We start from the raw sequence: 19,098 nt of genomic DNA, 5'->3' as shown, positions 1-19,098 counted from the left end.
TGTGTGAAAGAAGAGGGTGTATCCAACATGTCATTTGACGGCATTTTTACATACGGTATGACAAATGAATTGCAAGAAACATTAACTGGCGGAAGAATTTCGAAAATACATCAGCCATACAAGCATGAGCTGATTTTTCATATCCGGTCAAAGGGGAAGAATCATAAGCTTCTTTTATCCGCTCACCCGAGCTATGCAAGAGTACAGCTCACTGAGCACCATGATGATAATCCGAGCGAACCGCCAATGTTTTGTATGCTTCTCAGAAAACATCTTGAGGGTGGGTTCATTGAACGTTTTGAACAAATTGGGTTAGATCGGGTGATCGTGCTGCACGTGCGAAGCCGAAATGAAATTGGCGATGAACAAACCCGTAAGCTGTATATTGAAATTATGGGCCGGCACAGCAACTTAATTCTCGTGGAGGACGAAACGGAGCAGATCATTGACGGACTGAAACACCTTTCTCCATCTGTGAACAGCTATCGAACGGTGCTACCAGGACATCAATATCTTCTGCCGCCGGCACAGCAAAAGCTGAATCCTTTTGACGTGACGAAGGAAGATATTTTGAAGCATTTACGTTTTCAAGAAGGGAAAATCGCCAATCAAATTGTCGATACATTCTCCGGGGTTTCTCCGCTGTTTGCTAAGGAAGCTGTCCACCGGGCCGGTCTTGCCAATCAGGAAACGATTCCAAGTACATTGCTCGAGATGTTTCAGCTCATTCAGGCGCATTCTTTTACCCCTCAGCTCACGAGAAAAGACGGGAAAGAGTATTTTTATTTATTAGAACTTCAGCACGTCGATGGTGACATGAAGACGTTTGATTCTCTTAGTGAGCTACTTGACCGCTTTTATTTCGGAAAAGCTGAAAGAGATAGAGTCAAACAGCAGGCGGCTGACCTTGAACGCTTTGTTGCCAATGAAAAAAAGAAAAATGAAAACAAGCTGAAAAAACTAACAAGAACGCTTGAAGAATCTCAAAATGCGCACAAGTACCAGCTTTATGGTGAATTGCTTACTGCCAATATATATGCGATTAAAAAAGGTGATAAAGAAGCGACAGTTATCAATTATTATGATGAAGATGGCGGAGAGATCACGATCCCGCTCAAAACAAACAAAACCCCTTCTGAAAATGCGCAAGCGTATTTTACAAAATACCAAAAGGCAAAAAATGCAGTAGAGGCCGTAAATGAACAAATCAAGCGAACACATGAAGAAATTGTATATTTTGACGAGCTGATCCAGCAGCTGTCCTCTGCCTCACCAAAAGATTTAGAGGAAATAAGAGAAGAACTGGTGGAAGGAAAATATTTGCGTCCCAAACAAAAACGCAATGCCAAAAAGAAAAAACCATCGGCCATTCAGCTTGAAGCATATGAATCTTCTCAAGGTGTTCCGATTCTCGTTGGAAAAAACAACAAGCAAAACGAATATTTGACCACAAAGGCGGCAGCTCGTGATGACATTTGGCTGCACACAAAGGATATTCCTGGATCACATGTCGTCATTCGTCACAAAGCGCCTGATGAACAAACCTTGCTTGAAGCAGCACAAATTGCTGCCTACTTCTCAAAGGCAAAAGAATCAAGCTCCGTCCCTGTCGATTATACGAAAATCCGGCATGTGAAAAAACCAAACGGAGCAAAACCGGGCTTTGTCACGTATGATCAGCAGCAAACATTATTTGTGACGCCTGATGAGGATGTTGTCCTAAAGCTGAGAAAATAAAAAAGAGCCGATTAAATCTTTAGATGAGATTTTATCGGCTCTTTCTTTGTCGTTTTTTCCTTTCTATATAGAGCTCATCCAGTGCATCTACGTCCTCTTGTTCAAGCAAGGTCTCAATGGCCGCAGCCAGCTGTTTAGTGCGGGCTGGGCTTGCACCACTCGTAGATACAGAGATTGTCACTTTTCCTGCCCTCACAACCTTTGGCACAATCACATTGCCAAGCTCTGACTGGCTCACACAGTTGACGAGCTGATGAGGAAGCGCTGATTGCGTCATCCACTCGTTTACTGAAGGATCGTCTGTAGCAGCGACAATCAAAAATGCATCCTTTACATCTTCCGCATCAACTTTCTTTTTCTTCCAAGTCAGCTGATATGTCTCAATAAGATTCGCCATTTCATCACAAATGTCAGGGCTCACAATGGTTATGCTGCATGGCTCCATGCATAGCGCACTCGTCCTTCTAGCCGCAATCCTTCCACCGCCGGCAATTAGCACGTGTTTATTGGTTAGATCAAGATGAACTGGAAGCATGGCTTTCTCCTTGAAAACGAAACGCATCCTCTTTGTTTAAGATCGTTTCCTGCACGCGTTCAATATAAGCTGCTTTTACATGGGGATGAAACCCAATATACCGGCAGACACGGACATCTCGCAGCCGCTCTCTCGCCTGATTCGCTTCATTCTCAATCTCTTTCATTAAAATGCCTGTAAATAAAAGATAAGGCACGAGATAGACAGGCGTATCGTCATCTACTGTTAACTGTGCTAAGACGTCACGATAATTCGGTTCACACGCTGTAATAAAACACGGAAAAACCTCTGCACAAGGCAGCATGCTTCGGACATCATCTGCAATGCCAAACACATCCCGCTTTACATCTGGATCAGAGCTTCCACGGCCAATTAAGAGAATTTTTGCACGCTCTCCCTTGTATCCAGCTTCTTCAATCCTTGCGATAACCGCTTTCGTGACTTCTTGGTTCACGCCTATAGGTCTTCCATATGTCACTTTCACTTGTGGGAAACGTTTTTGTACTTTCACAATCTCATCTGGAATATCTGATTTGGCATGCATGGCCGTTAAAAGGAGGAGCGGGACGATCGCAATGTGGGTTGCTCCTTTTTGTACGCAAGTCTCAAACCCTTCTTCGATTGAAGGGTCCGTCAACTCTAAAAAACAAATTTCTTGTATATCTGCTTCCACTAACGGAATACAGCTTTTCATAAAAGAAATGGCTTTATCCTGTGCTTCTTTTACCCTGCTTCCATGCCCAACATAAAGGACAGCTTGTTTCATTTGACTCCTCCTTGCAACCCTAGTTTTATTCAGACGAAAAGACACGATGTCCACACGTGTCTTTTCACCTTTGTTCTCATTTCTCAATCAGTGCTGGTTCAAACCAGTTCAACTTTTGATGAAAGTGAACGACATCTCCTACTACGATTAAACTCGGATGCTCGATCCCTTCTTTTTCAACCGTTTCAGATAGTGTCGCCACCGTGCAGCAAGTCGTCTTTTGCCTCGTGGTCGTTCCCCAGTGAATAAACGCAGCTGGGGTTTCAGGGTTCCGCCCATTTTTCAAAAGCAGCCGCTGGACTCTTTCCACATTTTTGACGCCCATGTAAATGACAAGGGTATCAATCCCCGTCGCCAGCGCTTCCCACTTTTCTTCAAAATGTTCATCCTTTTGATAATGCCCTGTCACAAACGCAACATTTGAGCTGAATTCTCGGTGCGTGACTGGAATGCCTGCATAAGCAGCCGCTGCAATACCAGAAGTAATCCCCGGGACAACTTCATACGGAATACCATGCTCAGCTAAGCATTCGATTTCTTCACCGCCGCGGCCAAATACAAAGGGATCACCGCCTTTTAGACGAACGACTATGTTCCCTTCCTTCGCATAAGCAACAAGCGCTTCATTAATCGCTTCCTGTCTCATCGTATGATGATTCGGCAGTTTGCCGCAATAGATCAACTCCGCCTCCGGTTTGGCATGGGCAAGAATCTCTTGATTGACAAGACGATCATATAAAATGACATCTGCCTGCTGTATTGCCTTATGGGCCTTTAGCGTAATTAAGTCTGGGTCACCCGGTCCGGCACCAACAATGTATACTTTCCCCATCTTGCTTTCTCCCCCTGCCATCAGGCGATTATTTCGTTTTTTCCTTTACATAATCAACAAGGCGCTGTTTTGACTCCTCGCGTGATAATTCACCTGTATCTAGAACGAGCTCAGGCGCAGCTGGCTCTTCGTATGGTGAATCGATTCCCGTGAAAAATGGAATTTCGCCGTTTCTTGCTTTTTTATATAATCCCTTTGGATCACGCTCTTCACACACGTTTAGATCACATTTCACAAACACTTCGTGAAATTCTCCGTCTTCGACTAACTGTCTTACGATTTGGCGGTCTTCTTGAAATGGTGAAATAAAAGCAGTAATGACAATCGTTCCTTGCTCAACAAATAATTTCGCCACTTCACCGATGCGCCGAATGTTCTCTTTTCTGTCGTCATCTGAAAAGCCTAAGTCTTTATTGAGTCCATGGCGTACGTTATCGCCGTCAAGAACTGTCACTTGGTACCCCTGTTCAAACAGCTCTCGAGCCGCTGCGTTGGCGATCGTCGATTTACCTGAACCGCTTAGACCTGTCAGCCAAATGATCCCGCTTGTATGGTTGTTTTTCTGTTGATATTCTTTTTTAGTAATAGATGAATCATGCCACACGATATGTTCGTTGCTCATGTCATATGCTCCTTTAAGATACCGTCGTTTTTAATCCTTCGATTAATGTTTCAATGACTTCTTTTCGGCTGAACGTGCTCGGTGGTAATTCACCATTTCTCAGCATCGTTCTGACCTTTGTACCTGAAAGAATGACATGTTCGCTTTTATCATGTGGACATGTTTTTGGTGTTGCCATGGCTTCACATGTATTGCAGTAAAAGCTGTGTTCAAATTTTAATGGTGTGATCCCAATTTCTTCGCTTGTAAATTGTTCAAATAGCTCCTGCGCTTCGTATGTGCCGTAATAATCACCAACACCCGCATGATCTCTGCCGACAATAAAATGTGTACAGCCATAATTTTTACGCACAAGCGCATGAAAAATCGCTTCCTTTGGTCCAGCATAACGCATGGCAGCAGGAAAAACACCTAAAAAGACGCGGTCTTTTGGGTAATAACCGTTCAGTAACACTTGATAGCTTTTCATTCTGACATCTGCTGGAATATCATCAGATTTTGTTTCACCAACAAGTGGATTTAGAAATAGACCATCCACTGTTTCCAGTGCTGTCTTTTGAATGTATTCATGCGCACGATGGACTGGGTTTCTCGTTTGGAAACCGACAATGGTTTTCCAGCCGTTTTCTTTAAACTGTTTTCTTGTTTCTTCTGGCTCATACGTAAATTGCGGGAAAGGTTTTTCACTGCGTTTCGTCAGTGTAATTTTACCACCAATATACGTGTCACCGCGTTCAAATAATTTTTTCACGCCTGGGTGATTGCGGTCATCTGTTTTATACACATTCACTGCTTCTTTTTCCTTATCAGGTGTGTATTGATCTTCCACCTCAATGACCCCGTATACTGTTCCATTATACGATAAACGAACAATGTCACCTTGATTGATCTCCGCTGCTTGTTCCTTTGTGACAGGCAGAGTAATCGGAAGAGACCAAACGACACCACTTGCTAGTCGCATACTGCTGACAACTGCTTCATAATCAGCTTTCGTTAAAAACCCTTCAATTGGACTATACCCGCCAATTGCGATGAGTTCAAGGTCTGCAAAAGAGATGGCATCCAGCTCAATTTCTTTCGCAGCTGTGCTTAGATCAAATTCTTCATTTACTCGATTAATTAATACGCCACCATGTGGTGTTAAACTCATTTGTTCATCTTCCTCTCAATGTTCATATTTATTAGATGTTAATAGTCGGATTTATATTTAAATCCCGCCGCCCTGTTCATGAATCGAGCTGCTCTCATTTTTAACTGCCTTCATAAGACTCAGTGCACCTAGTGAAGCAAGCAGTACACTCATCATGATAAAGATAGAGTAATAGTCTCCTTTTAAGAAAAGGCTTACCAACAAATAAGATAGACTAAGTGATAAGAAAGGTGACACAACCCATACCTTCAGCATTTTTTTCACAACATGTTTATGAAAAATGTTCGGTCCACCCTTTGCCATACCAAGCCCAATAATGGACGAGGAGGTAATTTGAGTAAGGGGAACAGGGAGTCCGAATATAGAGCTGACGATGACAAGTCCTGCACCGGTGCTCGATAATAGAATGCCTTCACCCGTTTGATAGCGTGTAATTTTCTTTCCGTTTGTTTCTAGTACCCTTCTTCCTAGAAGCAGCGCCCCAATGGCCACAAAGATTCCGCCGTAAAGGGTTCCTTGCCCGACTGATAAAACACCTGACGCGACAAGCGGGCCGACCGCATTGGCGACATTGTTCATGCCGGCTGAAAATGCTTCTAAAAACCCACTGATAATCAAAACAACAGATAAGATCAATGTACCTTTTTTGGATAATGTCCGTTTAGGGAACAATCTGATGATTTTGACAACAGCAAAGGTAAAAACAAAGGCAACAATCGGAATAATCACCCAAAAAGAGACAATGACTAAGATCGATTTCACATACAGCACTTTATATGCGGCTGCCACACCGACCACAGCACCTACTGTGACCTCACTTGTGGATAAAGGAATGGCCATGAGATTCGCTATGAAAAGTGATAATGCGGCAGAGCCAATGATGATACACACAATTTCAAGTGAAATGACAGATTCCGGCATAATCCCGGAGCTAATCGTTTTGACGACCTCACCGCCGCCAATCACTGAACCTGCTAATATTCCAACTGCACAAACGCTGAGCGCATATATTGGCTTTTTGATCGCACCTGATCCATATGCGATGCCCATCGAAGCGGCTGCTCCGCTTGCGCCAATATTTAAAGCAAAGAATAAGCTAAATAAAATTGCGGCGATTTCCATACATTATACTCCCTTACTCATGTAATCCGCACTCAGTCTTTGCTGTCCCTGACCATCTTCCAGAACGCAAATCATCAGCAGTAAATGCCGGCTGTGTACAAGGTGCACACCCGATGCTTGGATATCCTTGGTCATGCAGCGGATTATAAGTAAGATCCTCTCTAGACGCATATCTCCATATGTCCTTCCACGTCCAGTGGATGAGCGGACATACTTTAACTGATTGGAATTTTTCATCCTTATTTAAGAAGTTCGTACCTGCTCGTTTAGGCGACTGCTCTCTTCTTAAACCAGACAGCCATGCCGGATAGCCAGATAGTGCCTCTTGCAACGGAATGACCTTTCTCATATGGCAGCAGCTTTGAGGATTCGTTTCCCATAATTTATCACCATGCTGCTCATTCTGCTCTTCCACCGTCAGCTCAGGTGTTTTCAGCACGATGTCTAACCCGGGATATCTTTCCCTAACTGCATCAATGGTGTCGTATGTTTCCTTGAAATGCAGACCTGTATCTAAAAAGACAATTCTTGCATCTTTTTTTACTTTCGCAATAAGATCGATCAGGACAATGCCCTCAATGCCAAAACTGCATGCATAAACGAGCTGATCACCATAGTGGCCGTACGCCCATTTCAGCACAGATAGGGCCCCTTTATACAAATCGTCCTCTTGAAATGTAATGGACGGCTCTTGCCAATTTTCATAAGTTAACATTGTTTCTCCCCTTCCGGAGTACTGCTTCTATTGCTATTCTCCGCACTACTTTAATCTGATTTTTTCATTTTTTTCCACTTGAATCACTTGACCGTCCTGAACGATCAACGTAATTGAACCGAATTTCATATCCCCAATCAGCTCTTGCATATGCTTCACTAAGTCCTCATCCTGGTTTTGTTTCAGTTCCATCTCCTCTTCCTCCTCACCGTTAAAATAAAAAAACTTTCTTTCAGTCCGAAAGAAAGATGAGGAAGCTCACGATTTCCTTATCTTTCAAAATAGAATCATTTTGCAGGAAGTAGCACCTTGCAAATCGCAGGTTGCCGGGCTTCATCGGGCCAGTCCCTCCACCTCTCTGGATAAGAGTTTTAATTTGTATTAAATATTAACACAATTCAAACAAAAGTCAACCCGACTTTATTGATAGGATTAGTTTTTATTTAAATTTGAGTCTATTTTACTATTTTTAACCAAATAAAAAACTGTGCAGCGCAGCACAGCTTTTTTTAAAACAAAACAAGCTTTTTAGACCGTTTCTTCCATCCAAGATTCAGACGAAGGATCCTGTCTCCAGCGTTTTAGTTTATTCATAGCAGAAGGCTCGATTGCTTTTAGCTCAAGTGCCACTTCTGTCAGTGTGTCATAGTCTGTCAGCGTGACATAGGGAATGTTTTTCTCTTGAAAAGCCGCAGCTGCTTTTGGCAGTCCATAAGTGAAGATCGCAACAACTCCGAGTACGTCACAGCCTTCTTCTTCAAGAGCAGCAACAACTTCAAGAACGCTGCCTCCAGTTGAGATGAGGTCTTCTACGACAACCACCTTTTGTCCAGGTGATACGGCTCCTTCAATTTGATTTCCTTTTCCGTGTGCTTTTGGTTTACTTCTTACATAACACATCGGTACGTTCAGACGATCAGCTGCTAATGCCGCATGAGGAATGCCAGCTGTAGCTGTACCTGCGACAACTTCCGCTCCTTCAAAATGAGTGAGAATCAAGTCTTTTAAACCTTCCGCAATGTCCCCTCTGACCTCAGGATAAGACAAGGTGAGGCGATTGTCACAGTAAATCGGTGATTTGATACCGCTCGCCCATGTAAATGGTTCGTCTGGTTTTAAAGAGACAGCTTTGATTTGTAATAAATGCTTCGCGATTTTCGTTTTCATCCGGCAGTCACTCCCACTCTTTCAAAATTTGTTGATAAGCTTCCACTGGGTTTGTGGCTTTTGTGATCGATCTTCCCACAACAATCTGTGAAACACCCTGCTCTTTGGCAAAGGCAGGTGTCGCCACACGCTTTTGGTCATCCGTTTGATCATTTGGTAAGCGAATTCCTGGTGTGACAGTGAGAAAGGAGGGAGAGATTTGTTCATGAAGCTGTTTTGATTCATGAACAGAGCACACCACACCATCAAGTCCACTTTCATATGCCAATTGTCCATAATGAAGCACAGCCTCTTGCAATGGGCGGTCAATTAGTAATTCTTTTTTCATCATATCTTCTGACGTGCTTGTCAGCTGGGTCACTGCAATGATGCCCGGGCGATTTTGCCCGGCAGGGGTTCCGCTTTCAAGCCCCTCTATGGCCGCCTGCATCATTCTTTTCCCGCCGGCTGCATGCACATTCACCAAATCAACACCAAGTGCAGCAAGCCGGTTCATCGCTTTTTGCACGGTTGTTGGAATGTCATGAAGCTTCAGATCAAGGAAAATACGGCAATTTTTTTCTTTCAGTGCGTCAATAATGGCAGGACCTTCTTGGTAAAACAGCTCCATGCCAACCTTTACGAATAATGGAGTGCCTTCAAAACGATCTATAAAGGCGTGCGCCTCCTGTCCTGATGGAAAATCAAGCGCGATGATGGGCAAGTGCTTCATGTTTCCAGCTCCTTCCGATGCATTCCTCTACAGATGAATACCCATAAGCCGCTAACACATTCGGCAGTTCATCAATGATTTCCGGGCAAATAAATGGGTTCACAAAATTGGCTGTCCCAACAGCTACCGCACTTGCGCCAGCTAGTAAAAATTCAAGTACATCTTCAGCGCTTTGCACCCCGCCCATCCCAATAATCGGAATAGTAACGGCTTGACTGACCTCATGCACCATTCGGATGGCAACAGGTTTTACGGCAGGACCTGATAATCCGCCTGTTTTATTGGCAAGAATGGGTTTGCCTGTTTTTAAATCTAAACGCATCCCAATCAAAGTATTGATCATGGTGAGTCCATCCGCTCCAGCCGATTCAATCGCTTTAGCAATCTCAACGATATTGGCTACATTAGGTGACAGCTTCACATAAACAGGAACGGAGGAAACTTCCTTAACGGCTTTTGTCAATGTAGCCGCCATTTCTGGATCGGTCCCAAAGGCAATTCCGCCTGTTTTCACATTCGGACACGAGATATTCAGTTCAAGGGCGTGAACATTGCTTGCTTGACTAATTTGCTTTGCTACTTCAACATAATCATCAACTTGTGATCCAGCAACATTGGCAATAATAGGGGTATCGAACTGCTCAAGCCAAGGTAATTCATGTTCAAGCACGCCTTTTAGACCTGGATTTTGTAGACCAATCGCATTCAGCATACCGGCTCCTGTCTCAGCTACCCTAGGTGTCGGGTTGCCAAATCTCGTTTCAAGGGTCGTGGCTTTAATCATGATGCCGCCCAGCAAGGAAAGGTCATATAATGATGCGAATTCTTTTCCAAATCCAAAACAGCCTGATGCAGGAATGATTGGATTTTTTAAAGATAAGCCGGGTAATTCGATGTTTAGCATGATAGCGCCACCTCCTCCGCTTTAAAAACAGGTCCATCCAGACAAACTTTAACGTACGGTTTCTCGTGCTGATCGGTATGACAGACACAAGCAAAGCATGCACCGATTCCGCAGCCCATTCGTTCTTCCATTGAAATATAGACAGGCTTATCGGGATAAGAGTCTTTTAGTGCTTTTAACATAGGTGTCGGTCCACAGGAAAGCAAGACATCAAAGTCCAGCTCATTCTCTTCAATGACATTTGTCACGAAACCTTTCGAGCCATATGTTCCATCAACGGTTGCGATAAATGTATCTCCGAGCGCTTGAAACTTCTCCTCATAAAATACATCCTTTTTCGATTGAAAACCGAGAACATGTTTTACGATGACGCCTTTTTTCGTTAACCGCTTAGACAGTTCATATAGCGGAGGCACACCGATTCCTCCACCGACTAATAATGCGGTCTGTCCGGCCTGAACGACTGAAGGGTCATAGCCGTTTCCAAGCGGTCCTAACACATCGACTGACTCTCCCGCCCGCTTTTGGGAAAGGAGCTTTGTGCCCTCTCCCTCTGCGCGGTAAATGATGGTTGCTTCTTGCTTTTCGGCATGAATGTTGGCAATACTGATCGGTCTTCTCAGCAGCGGTGTCATGGATTCACTGACCTTTATATGAAGAAACTGTCCAGCTGTTTGAAAGGATTCAACAAGATCACCTTTTAATGTCATTTCGTAAATATGATCAGCGATCTCTCGGTTTGAGACGACCGTCAAGTATGCTTTTTTCATATCGTTACTGTCACCTCAGCATTCGTTTTCACTTCTGGCATTTCATCTGCTCTAAATGTCATGCTCTCTAGCACTCTTAAAATCGCTTCCGCTGTATCTAGTGACGTTAAGCAAGCGACACCATTTTCAACAGATTCACGTCTAATTCTAAAGCCGTCTCTTGCCGGCTGTTTTCCTTTTGTTAAGGTGTTGATGACAAATTGGGCTTCACCATTTCGAATGACATCCAGCAGATTCTTTCCTTCTTCTCCTATTTTGCCGACAACACTTGATGGAATAGAGGCTTGTTTTAAGTAATTCGCTGTTCCTTCTGTTGCTAAAATATGATAGCCGATGGAATGGAATCTTCTTGCAATCTCAAGTCCTTCTTCTTTATCCTTATCAGCCACTGTCAGGAGCACCGTTCCGTCTTTTGGAATTTGAATGCCTGATGCAATCAACCCTTTGTAGAGGGCTTTTTCGATTGTGACATCTTTCCCCATGACTTCACCTGTTGATTTCATTTCAGGCCCTAGTGTAATATCTACTCTTCTTAGTTTTGCAAAAGAGAAGACTGGAACTTTCACATATACGCCTTCTTGCTCAACATGAAGCCCTTCTTGGTAGCCATAGTTTTTCAGTTTTTCTCCTAAAATAACCTTTGTAGCTAAGTTCGCCATTGGAATGCCTGTAATTTTACTTAAGAATGGGACAGTCCGGCTTGAGCGCGGATTCACTTCAAGTACGTACACTTCTCCTTTTGATAGAACAAATTGAATGTTCAAAAGCCCAATGATGTTAAGGCCTTTTGCGAGTTTAATCGTGTATTCTGCGATCTTCGCTTTGATGTCCTCTGACAAAGTTTGCGGCGGGTAGACCGCAATGGAGTCTCCAGAGTGAACTCCGGCTCTTTCAATGTGTTCCATAATGCCTGGTATGACAACCGTTTCTCCGTCAGACACAGCATCTACTTCAATTTCTTTTCCTGTCAAATACTTGTCAATGAGCACTGGGTGCTGCGGATTGACTTTCACTGCATTCTCCATGTAGTGAAGGAGCTCAGCTTCTTGATACACAATTTCCATTGCACGGCCGCCTAATACATAGGAAGGACGGACAAGCACGGGGTAACCGATTTGATTCGCAATCGCTACTGCCTCTTGCACAGACGTTGCTGTCTTACCTTTTGGCTGCGGCACGCCGAGAGTTTCTAATGTTTGTTCAAACTTGTCACGGTTTTCCGCGCGATCAAGGTCTTCAAGCGATGTTCCAAGTATCTTAACCCCTCTATTTGATAATTCATCTGCTAAGTTAATCGCTGTTTGTCCGCCAAACTGAACGACGACACCTTCTGGTTGTTCAAGGTCGATGATGTGCATCACATCTTCTACAGTGAGTGGTTCAAAGTAAAGCTTATCTGAAATACTAAAGTCTGTTGAGACGGTTTCAGGGTTGTTGTTAATAATAATGGCTTCATAGCCTGCTTGTTTGATTGCCCACACTGAATGAACGGTCGCATAATCAAATTCAACCCCTTGTCCGATTCTGATTGGACCTGAGCCTAGCACGATGACACTTTTCTTATCTGTTCGTTCGGATTCATTTTCATCTTCATATGTGCTGTAGAAATACGGTGTTTCTGATTCAAATTCTGCCGCACATGTGTCCACCATCTTATACACAGGAACGATGCCTGCTTCTGTTCTTAGGTTGTAGACATCTGCCTCGTTCATATTCCATTCGCGGCTAATATAAATATCTGAGAAACCTTTTTCTTTCGCTTCTTTTAAAACGTCTACATTGCCTTTATTTTCTTTTAGTGTCTTTTCAAATGTGATGATGCCTTCCAGTTTATGAAGGAAGAAATAATCAATTTTCGAGAATTCATGAATCTGTTCGACGGTATAGCCTCTTCTTAGTGCCTCAGCGATATAAAACAGACGTTCATCTCCTGCTTTGATAATCCGCTTTTCGAGCACTTCGTTCGTAATGTCCGCTTCGTCTTTTAATTCAATGTGATGCACATCCGCTTCAAGTGAACGAACAGCCTTTAAAAGAGACTCTTCTAATGTGCGGCCGATCGCCATGACCTCACCCGTTGCTTTCATTTGTGTTCCAAGTCGTCTGTTGGCAGATTCAAATTTATCGAACGGCCAGCGCGGGATTTTGGAAACGATATAGTCGAGTGCTGGTTCGAACGCTGCATATGTTTTACCTGTGACTGGGTTCATCATTTCATCAAGCGTTAGGCCGACTGCGATTTTCGCTGCAAGTTTTGCAATTGGATATCCTGTTGCTTTAGACGCAAGAGCAGAAGAACGGCTCACGCGCGGGTTTACTTCGATAATATAGTATTGGAAGCTGTCTGGATCAATCGCCAGCTGTACGTTACATCCGCCTTCAATGCCAAGTGCACGGATCAGCTTGAGTGACACATTACGAAGCAGCTGATATTCACGATCACTTAGCGTTTGACTTGGTGCCACAACGATACTGTCACCTGTGTGGATGCCGACAGGATCAAAGTTTTCCATGTTACAAACCACAATGGCATGATCTCCGCTGTCACGCATGACCTCATATTCAATTTCTTTAAAGCCTGCGATACTTTTTTCAAGCAAACATTGTGTCACCGGACTTAACTTCAGTCCATTCTCGACGATTTCTTTTAATTCTTGCTCATTTGTACAAATTCCGCCGCCTGTTCCGCCTAGTGTATAGGCTGGTCTAACAATGACCGGGAAACCGATTTGATCTGTGAATGCCATCGCTTCTTCAAGGTTATGGATGATTTCACTTTCTGGTACAGGTTCATTTAATTCATTCATTAGATTACGGAATAAATCTCTGTCCTCTGCTTTTTGAATAGCTGACAGCTTGGTGCCTAGTACTTCAACACCGCATTCAGCGAGTACACCAAGATCTGATAACTCAACAGCAAGGTTCAATCCAGTTTGTCCGCCAAGTGTTGGCAGAATCGCATCAGGACGTTCTTTTCGAATGATTCGTGTTAAAAATTCTGGTGTCAGTGGTTCGATGTATACCTTATCGGCCATTTCTGTATCTGTCATGATCGTCGCAGGGTTAGAGTTCACAAGAACGACTTCATAGCCCTCTTCTTTTAGCGCTAAGCAAGCCTGTGTGCCTGCATAGTCAAACTCCGCTGCCTGCCCGATGATGATTGGACCTGAACCGATCACTAAAATCTTTTTGATATCTACGCGTTTTGGCATACTTCTTCCCCTTCTTTCTCAGTTGTATGAATCATGTCCATGAACTCGTCAAATAAGTAGTTCGCATCTTCTGGACCCGGTGATGCTTCTGGGTGATACTGGACAGTGAATGCTGGTGCTTCTTTATGTTTTAATCCTTCAATGGTATTGTCATTTAGCGCAATATGTGTGACTTCAAGCACGTCTTCATTAATGGCGCTAACCGTGTAGCCATGATTTTGAGACGTCAAGGTTACCTTGCCAGTTGCTAGTTCTTTGACTGGATGATTGGATCCTCTATGCCCAAATTTCATTTTTTCTGTACTTGCGCCGCACGCAAGCGCGAATAACTGGTGTCCCAGGCAGATACCAAAGAGTGGTACCTTTCCAATCAGCTGCTGAATCATTTCAACCGCTTCTGGCACATCGACTGGATCCCCAGGTCCGTTTGAAAGCATGATGCCGTCTGGTTTTAACTGTAATACTTCATCTGCCGTGATATTGTATGGCACCACAATGACATCACAGTCTCGCTTATTGAGCTCGCGCAAAATGCCGTGCTTCATGCCGAAATCGACAAGCACAATTCTTTTTCCTCTTCCTGGGCTTGGATACGCATTTTTCACAGATACTTGGCTTACTTGATCTGTTGGTAGCTGCATCGTTTGAAGGCGGCTTACAACGTCTTCTACTTGTTCATCCGGTCCTGCAAAAGCTCCTCTTAATGTACCTGCACTTCGAATCATGCGCGTGAGCTTGCGTGTATCAATACCGCTAAGACCTGGGATATTTTTCATTTTTAAATACTCATCAAGTGAGTATGAAGAGCGCCAGTTTGAAGGCTTTTCACAAAGCTCTTTCACGATCAGCCCTTTCACAAACGGTGTGATCGATTCAAAATCATCACGGTTAATGCCATAGTTGCCGATCAGCGGGTAAGTGAGTGTGACAATTTGTCCGCAGTACGACGGGTCAGACAAAATCTCTTGATAGCCTGTCATCCCTGTGTTAAAGACGACTTCTCCGACTGACGGTTCTAAGCTGCCAAAGCCTGTTCCTTCGAATACTGTTCCGTTTTCTAGCACTAAGCGTCTCTTCATTTTACTAGTCTCCCCTCTTCATAAACGACTTTCCCAGATGCAAGTGTCATGACCGGCCATCCTGATACAGTCAATTTGTCAAACGGTGTATTTTGTCCTTTAGATAAGAAGCTTTTTTTGTCAATTGCCATTTCTTTGTTTAAATCAATCAGTGTGATATCAGCGATTTGACCTTCTTCCAGCTTTCCGTATGGAAGAGCAAAGGCTTCTGCTGGTTTGATGGTCATATAATCAACAAGTTCTTTTAATGTCCATTCCCCTGTTTTCACAAAACGTGTGTACAGAAGCGGGAACGCTGTTTCAAGTCCAACAATCCCAAAAGGTGCCCTCTGCATCGTTTCGTTCTTTTCTTCTTCTGTATGCGGTGCATGGTCTGTGGCGATAAAATCAATCGTGCCATCTAAAAGCCCCTCGATCAGTGCCTCGCGATCTTCTGCTCCTCTGAGCGGCGGATTCATTTTATAGTTTGTGTCAAGACCTGGAATGTCTGCATCACATAAGAGCAGGTGATGTGGCGAGACCTCAGCTGTCACACGAATGCCTGCTGTTTTTGCATCGCGTACCACTCGGACTGATTCCTTTGTGCTGATATGGCATACATGATAATGACAATTCGCTGCTTCTGCTAAGAGGACATCTCTTGCAATATGCACCGATTCACAAATTGACGGTATCCCGTTTAACCCATTTGCTTTTGAAAAGTCTCCTTCATGAACGCATCCTCCATAAATGAGTGAGTTATCTTCACAGTGCGCCACTATGGCTTGATCAAGGCTTGCTGCCTTTTTCATTGCTTCGTACATCATGCCTGCTGTTTGAATACCAACACCGTCATCCGTAAAGGCAAAAGCGCCCGCTTCTTTTAACGCTGCAAAGTCCGTCATCTCTTCGCCAATTTGTCTCGTCGTGATGGAAGCGTATGGCAGTACTCTTACAGATGAGGTCTCTTTGATTCGATTCATCAGCCATTCCATTTGTTCTTTTGTATCTGGAACTGGCCGTGTATTTGGCATCGCTGCAATGGTCGTATACCCGCCTCTTGCTGCTGCCTTAGAACCTGTTTCAATGGTTTCTTTTTTCTCGCCGCCTGGCTCTCTTAAATGCACATGCAGATCAATCAAACCTGGTGATACAAATAGCCCTGCTGCATCAATGACTTCTTCTCCGTCTTCTCTTTCTAAGTGACCCATTGCTTGAATCACTTTTCCTTCTACCCTAATATCCTGCTGCACTCTTTCCCCTGTGCTTGATAAGATAAAACCGTTTTTAATGAGATATGACATAGACAGAATCTCTCCCTTTTTGATGTAGTCTGCTATTTTGAAAAGCCCTTTTTAACACAGCCATTCGGATATACACACCATTTTCCATTTGTTTAAAAATCCTTGACTGTTTTGACTCTACTAATGAATCATCTATTTCAACACCTCTATTTACTGGTGCTGGATGCATAATAATCGCTCTTTCTTTCATTTTGCTTGCCCTGTCTACTGTTAATCCATAAGTCGATAAGTAACCCTCATTGCCCATCTTTTCTGAGTGTCTTTCATGCTGAATTCTCAGCAGCATCACCACGTCAGACCGCTTCATGGCTTCGTCCACTTCGACATACATTCCATGAGGATTTTGTTCATCTTGGAAGGAAGCTGGTCCTGAAAAGAGCACTGTCGCTCCTAGTCTTGCGAGGACTTCAGCATTGGACCTTGCCACCCTGCTATGTTTGATATCACCATGAATCGAGATCGTTAAGCCTTCAAAACCGCCAAACTCTTCGAAGATCGTCATCAAATCCAGCAATGATTGTGTAGGGTGCTGTCCGCAGCCATCTCCCGCATTAATGATTGGAATCCCGACCTTCCCAATCAGCTCTTTGTAATATTCGTCGGTACTGTCTCTGATGACACATGCCTTGACTCCGATGGATTCAAGTGTTTTCACTGTATCGTAAAGGGTCTCTCCCTTTTGAACAGAGGTACTTGCTGCGTCTAGGTTCAGCACATTCATTCCAAGTTTCTTCTCTGCCACCTCAAAGCTAAAACGCGTTCTTGTACTTGGTTCAAAGAAGAGGTTCGCTACAAATTCACCTGCTAAACCATGTTCCTGTTTCCCTTTTTTCAATGCACATGCTTCTTCAATCAGCTGTAAAATTTCTTCCTTTGACAAGCTGCTCATTGTCGATAAATCATTCATTTTTTCTGCCCCCTCTAGTTTTTCATCACTTTCAGGTTCAAAAAAACCCTAAGCCTCGGCAGCTTAGGGTTCTCCAAAAGAAGCAGGGGTGCTTTCGCACGTTCTGCTCCGTTTAGAACCCTTGTCAGCCTCACTGGACTTCTTTTAAAAGGTTTTCGGTATTCGATTCATTTGACTCATCATCTTCTGCCTTCTGATGCGGCAGAATCATATTTAACAGGACGCCAGTAATTGCAGCGAGTGCCATTCCTGACAGCGTCAGATTGATTTGTTTCACCTCAATGAATGCTCCGCCAATTCCAATGACTAAGATGACTGATGCGATAATGAGATTGCGCTTTTCTTCAAAGTTCACTTTATGATCAATCAGGATTCGCAGTCCGCTTGAGGCTATGATTCCAAAGAGCAGGAACGAAACGCCCCCCATAACCGCGGATGGTACTGTACTGATTAATGCAGAAATTTTCCCAACAAAGCCGAAGCAGATCGCAAACACCGCTGCTCCGCCGATGACGAAGATACTGAACACTCTTGTGATGGCAAGGACGCCAATGTTTTCTCCATAAGTCGTTGTTGGAGGTCCGCCAATGAGTGATGCAAAGATCGTTGCTGCACTGTCTCCTAAAATGGAGCGATGAAGACCTGGTTTTTTAATAAAATCCTGCCCGACAACCTTGCTTAACACGACTTGATGGCCGATATGCTCAGACATGGTCACAAAGGCAACCGGCACCATCACTGTGAGAATGCTTAAAGTCACAGCAGGTGTATAGTCGACAAATGGCACAACAAAGTCTGGTACAGCAAACCATTTTGCATCAATGACCGGCTGAAAGTTCACAATGCCTTGTGTTAAGGCAAAGAGGTAGCCGCTAATAATGCCGATTAAGACTGGAATCAAGCTAAGGAATCCTCTTAGGAAGATCATACTAATAATGGTGACAGCGAGCGTGAAGCCTGCAACCATTAAGTGCTTCAGGCTGTAAACAAGCTCCTTTGCATTTGGATCGACGTACATCGCCATGTTAACAGCTGTTCCAGCGAGTCCGAGTCCGATGACCATAATAACGGGTCCTACAACGACAGGCGGCAGAAGCTTCATTAGCCAGCCTGTGCCGAGCCATTTGATAAATAATGCGATGAGTGCATATGCCACACCCGCCATAAAGGCACCTACCATTGCTGCTCCAGGGCCGCCGGTGGCTTTTACATTCAAGATAGGGGCGATAAAGGCAAAGGACGATCCAAGATACGCCGGAATCTGCCCTCTTGTGATGATTAAGTACACAATGGTTCCAACCCCGCTTGAGATGAGCGCAACGGCTGGGCTCATATCAATGATCTTTGGTACAAGAATGGTTGCACCAAACATGGCAAACAAGTGCTGCAGGCTGAGTGACAGCCATGTGAACGGTTTTGGGATATCTCGAATGCCTAAATTGGCTTTTTGCTGACTCATGATTTTCCTCCTAGATGTGTCCTTTTTCATTAAAAAAGCCTCTTTGCGAGTATGCGCAAAGAGGCCTAGAAAAACCGTACACGTCACTTTAGCCGTGTGCTCGGTGTCTCTGTTATTGCCCTCTTT

The 19,098-nt window shown here is 43.9% G+C and carries 18 protein-coding genes and 1 riboswitch; of the genes, 1 reads left to right on the top strand and 17 read right to left on the bottom strand.

Annotated elements, in window-relative coordinates:
* Positions 1 to 27: 27 nt before the first annotated feature.
* Positions 28 to 1,737, top strand: a complete 1,710-nt coding sequence (locus MHI41_RS07650; protein WP_217815747.1) for an NFACT RNA binding domain-containing protein — start codon at positions 28 to 30, stop codon at positions 1,735 to 1,737.
* A 31-nt stretch (positions 1,738 to 1,768) separates the two neighbouring features.
* Here the strand turns inward: MHI41_RS07650 and MHI41_RS07645 are convergent, their stop codons facing one another.
* The 17 genes from MHI41_RS07645 to MHI41_RS07565 all read right to left on the bottom strand — a co-directional run bounded on the left by MHI41_RS07645 (position 1,769) and on the right by MHI41_RS07565 (position 18,972).
* Positions 1,769 to 2,272 (bottom strand): NAD(P)-dependent oxidoreductase, encoded by a 504-nt coding sequence (locus tag MHI41_RS07645; RefSeq protein ID WP_057079569.1) that lies wholly within the window; start codon positions 2,270 to 2,272, stop codon positions 1,769 to 1,771.
* Positions 2,253 to 3,038: a sirohydrochlorin chelatase gene (locus tag MHI41_RS07640; RefSeq protein WP_342494681.1), complete on the bottom strand. Its 786-nt coding sequence runs from the start codon at positions 3,036 to 3,038 to the stop codon at positions 2,253 to 2,255. The genes MHI41_RS07645 and MHI41_RS07640 overlap by 20 nt, the downstream gene beginning before the upstream one ends.
* Positions 3,039 to 3,114: 76 nt before the next feature.
* Positions 3,115 to 3,870: a uroporphyrinogen-III C-methyltransferase gene (cobA, locus tag MHI41_RS07635; RefSeq protein WP_008344909.1), complete on the bottom strand. Its 756-nt coding sequence runs from the start codon at positions 3,868 to 3,870 to the stop codon at positions 3,115 to 3,117.
* A gap of 28 nt (positions 3,871 to 3,898) precedes the next feature.
* The gene (gene cysC, locus MHI41_RS07630) at positions 3,899 to 4,492 is read right to left on the bottom strand and encodes an adenylyl-sulfate kinase (protein ID WP_342494680.1); all 594 of its coding nucleotides are present in this window, start codon (positions 4,490 to 4,492) and stop codon (positions 3,899 to 3,901) included.
* 13 nt (positions 4,493 to 4,505) lie between these two features.
* Complete coding sequence (gene sat, locus MHI41_RS07625) at positions 4,506 to 5,642, bottom strand: sulfate adenylyltransferase (protein WP_125588903.1); 1,137 nt, start codon at positions 5,640 to 5,642, stop codon at positions 4,506 to 4,508.
* Between the two features lie 57 nt (positions 5,643 to 5,699).
* Complete coding sequence (locus tag MHI41_RS07620; RefSeq protein WP_048002845.1) at positions 5,700 to 6,764, bottom strand: inorganic phosphate transporter; 1,065 nt, start codon at positions 6,762 to 6,764, stop codon at positions 5,700 to 5,702.
* A gap of 13 nt (positions 6,765 to 6,777) precedes the next feature.
* Complete coding sequence (locus MHI41_RS07615) at positions 6,778 to 7,479, bottom strand: phosphoadenylyl-sulfate reductase (protein ID WP_007499702.1); 702 nt, start codon at positions 7,477 to 7,479, stop codon at positions 6,778 to 6,780.
* Positions 7,480 to 7,524: 45 nt separating this feature from the next.
* Positions 7,525 to 7,671, bottom strand: coding sequence for a YezD family protein (locus MHI41_RS07610; RefSeq protein ID WP_008344920.1), 147 nt, complete (start codon positions 7,669 to 7,671; stop codon positions 7,525 to 7,527).
* Positions 7,672 to 7,745: 74 nt separating this feature from the next.
* Positions 7,746 to 7,848: riboswitch (SAM riboswitch) on the bottom strand.
* A gap of 159 nt (positions 7,849 to 8,007) precedes the next feature.
* Positions 8,008 to 8,646, bottom strand: coding sequence for an orotate phosphoribosyltransferase (gene pyrE, locus MHI41_RS07605; protein ID WP_017359346.1), 639 nt, complete (start codon positions 8,644 to 8,646; stop codon positions 8,008 to 8,010).
* Between the two features lie 7 nt (positions 8,647 to 8,653).
* Positions 8,654 to 9,358: an orotidine-5'-phosphate decarboxylase gene (gene pyrF, locus MHI41_RS07600; RefSeq protein ID WP_046527254.1), complete on the bottom strand. Its 705-nt coding sequence runs from the start codon at positions 9,356 to 9,358 to the stop codon at positions 8,654 to 8,656.
* Entirely contained in the window at positions 9,330 to 10,262 is a 933-nt protein-coding gene (locus MHI41_RS07595; RefSeq protein WP_046527253.1) for a dihydroorotate dehydrogenase, read from the bottom strand. Before MHI41_RS07595 ends, pyrF begins: the two co-directional genes overlap by 29 nt.
* Positions 10,256 to 11,032 (bottom strand): dihydroorotate dehydrogenase electron transfer subunit, encoded by a 777-nt coding sequence (locus MHI41_RS07590; protein WP_007499709.1) that lies wholly within the window; start codon positions 11,030 to 11,032, stop codon positions 10,256 to 10,258. The genes MHI41_RS07595 and MHI41_RS07590 overlap by 7 nt, the downstream gene beginning before the upstream one ends.
* Entirely contained in the window at positions 11,029 to 14,244 is a 3,216-nt protein-coding gene (carB, locus tag MHI41_RS07585; RefSeq protein WP_342493493.1) for a carbamoyl-phosphate synthase (glutamine-hydrolyzing) large subunit, read from the bottom strand. The genes MHI41_RS07590 and carB overlap by 4 nt, the downstream gene beginning before the upstream one ends.
* Positions 14,229 to 15,323 carry a carbamoyl phosphate synthase small subunit gene (locus MHI41_RS07580; RefSeq protein WP_019743288.1) on the bottom strand — a complete coding sequence of 365 codons (1,095 nt, stop codon included), beginning with the start codon at positions 15,321 to 15,323 and terminating at the stop codon, positions 14,229 to 14,231. The genes carB and MHI41_RS07580 overlap by 16 nt, the downstream gene beginning before the upstream one ends.
* On the bottom strand, positions 15,320 to 16,606 hold the full coding sequence (locus MHI41_RS07575) for a dihydroorotase (RefSeq protein ID WP_282833605.1): 1,287 nt from the start codon (positions 16,604 to 16,606) through the stop codon (positions 15,320 to 15,322). The genes MHI41_RS07580 and MHI41_RS07575 overlap by 4 nt, the downstream gene beginning before the upstream one ends.
* Positions 16,590 to 17,513 carry an aspartate carbamoyltransferase catalytic subunit gene (locus tag MHI41_RS07570; RefSeq protein WP_017359350.1) on the bottom strand — a complete coding sequence of 308 codons (924 nt, stop codon included), beginning with the start codon at positions 17,511 to 17,513 and terminating at the stop codon, positions 16,590 to 16,592. Before MHI41_RS07570 ends, MHI41_RS07575 begins: the two co-directional genes overlap by 17 nt.
* 130 nt (positions 17,514 to 17,643) lie before the next feature.
* Positions 17,644 to 18,972: a solute carrier family 23 protein gene (locus tag MHI41_RS07565; protein WP_024720322.1), complete on the bottom strand. Its 1,329-nt coding sequence runs from the start codon at positions 18,970 to 18,972 to the stop codon at positions 17,644 to 17,646.
* Positions 18,973 to 19,098: the final 126 nt, after the last annotated feature.

Origin of the sequence: Bacillus sp. FSL M7-0307 (assembly GCF_038627835.1) — a bacterium.
GTDB classification, from domain to species: Bacteria; Bacillota; Bacilli; order Bacillales; family Bacillaceae; genus Bacillus; species Bacillus altitudinis.
Note: the sequence above shows the minus strand (reverse complement) of the source record. Positions and strands in the feature narration are given on the sequence as shown.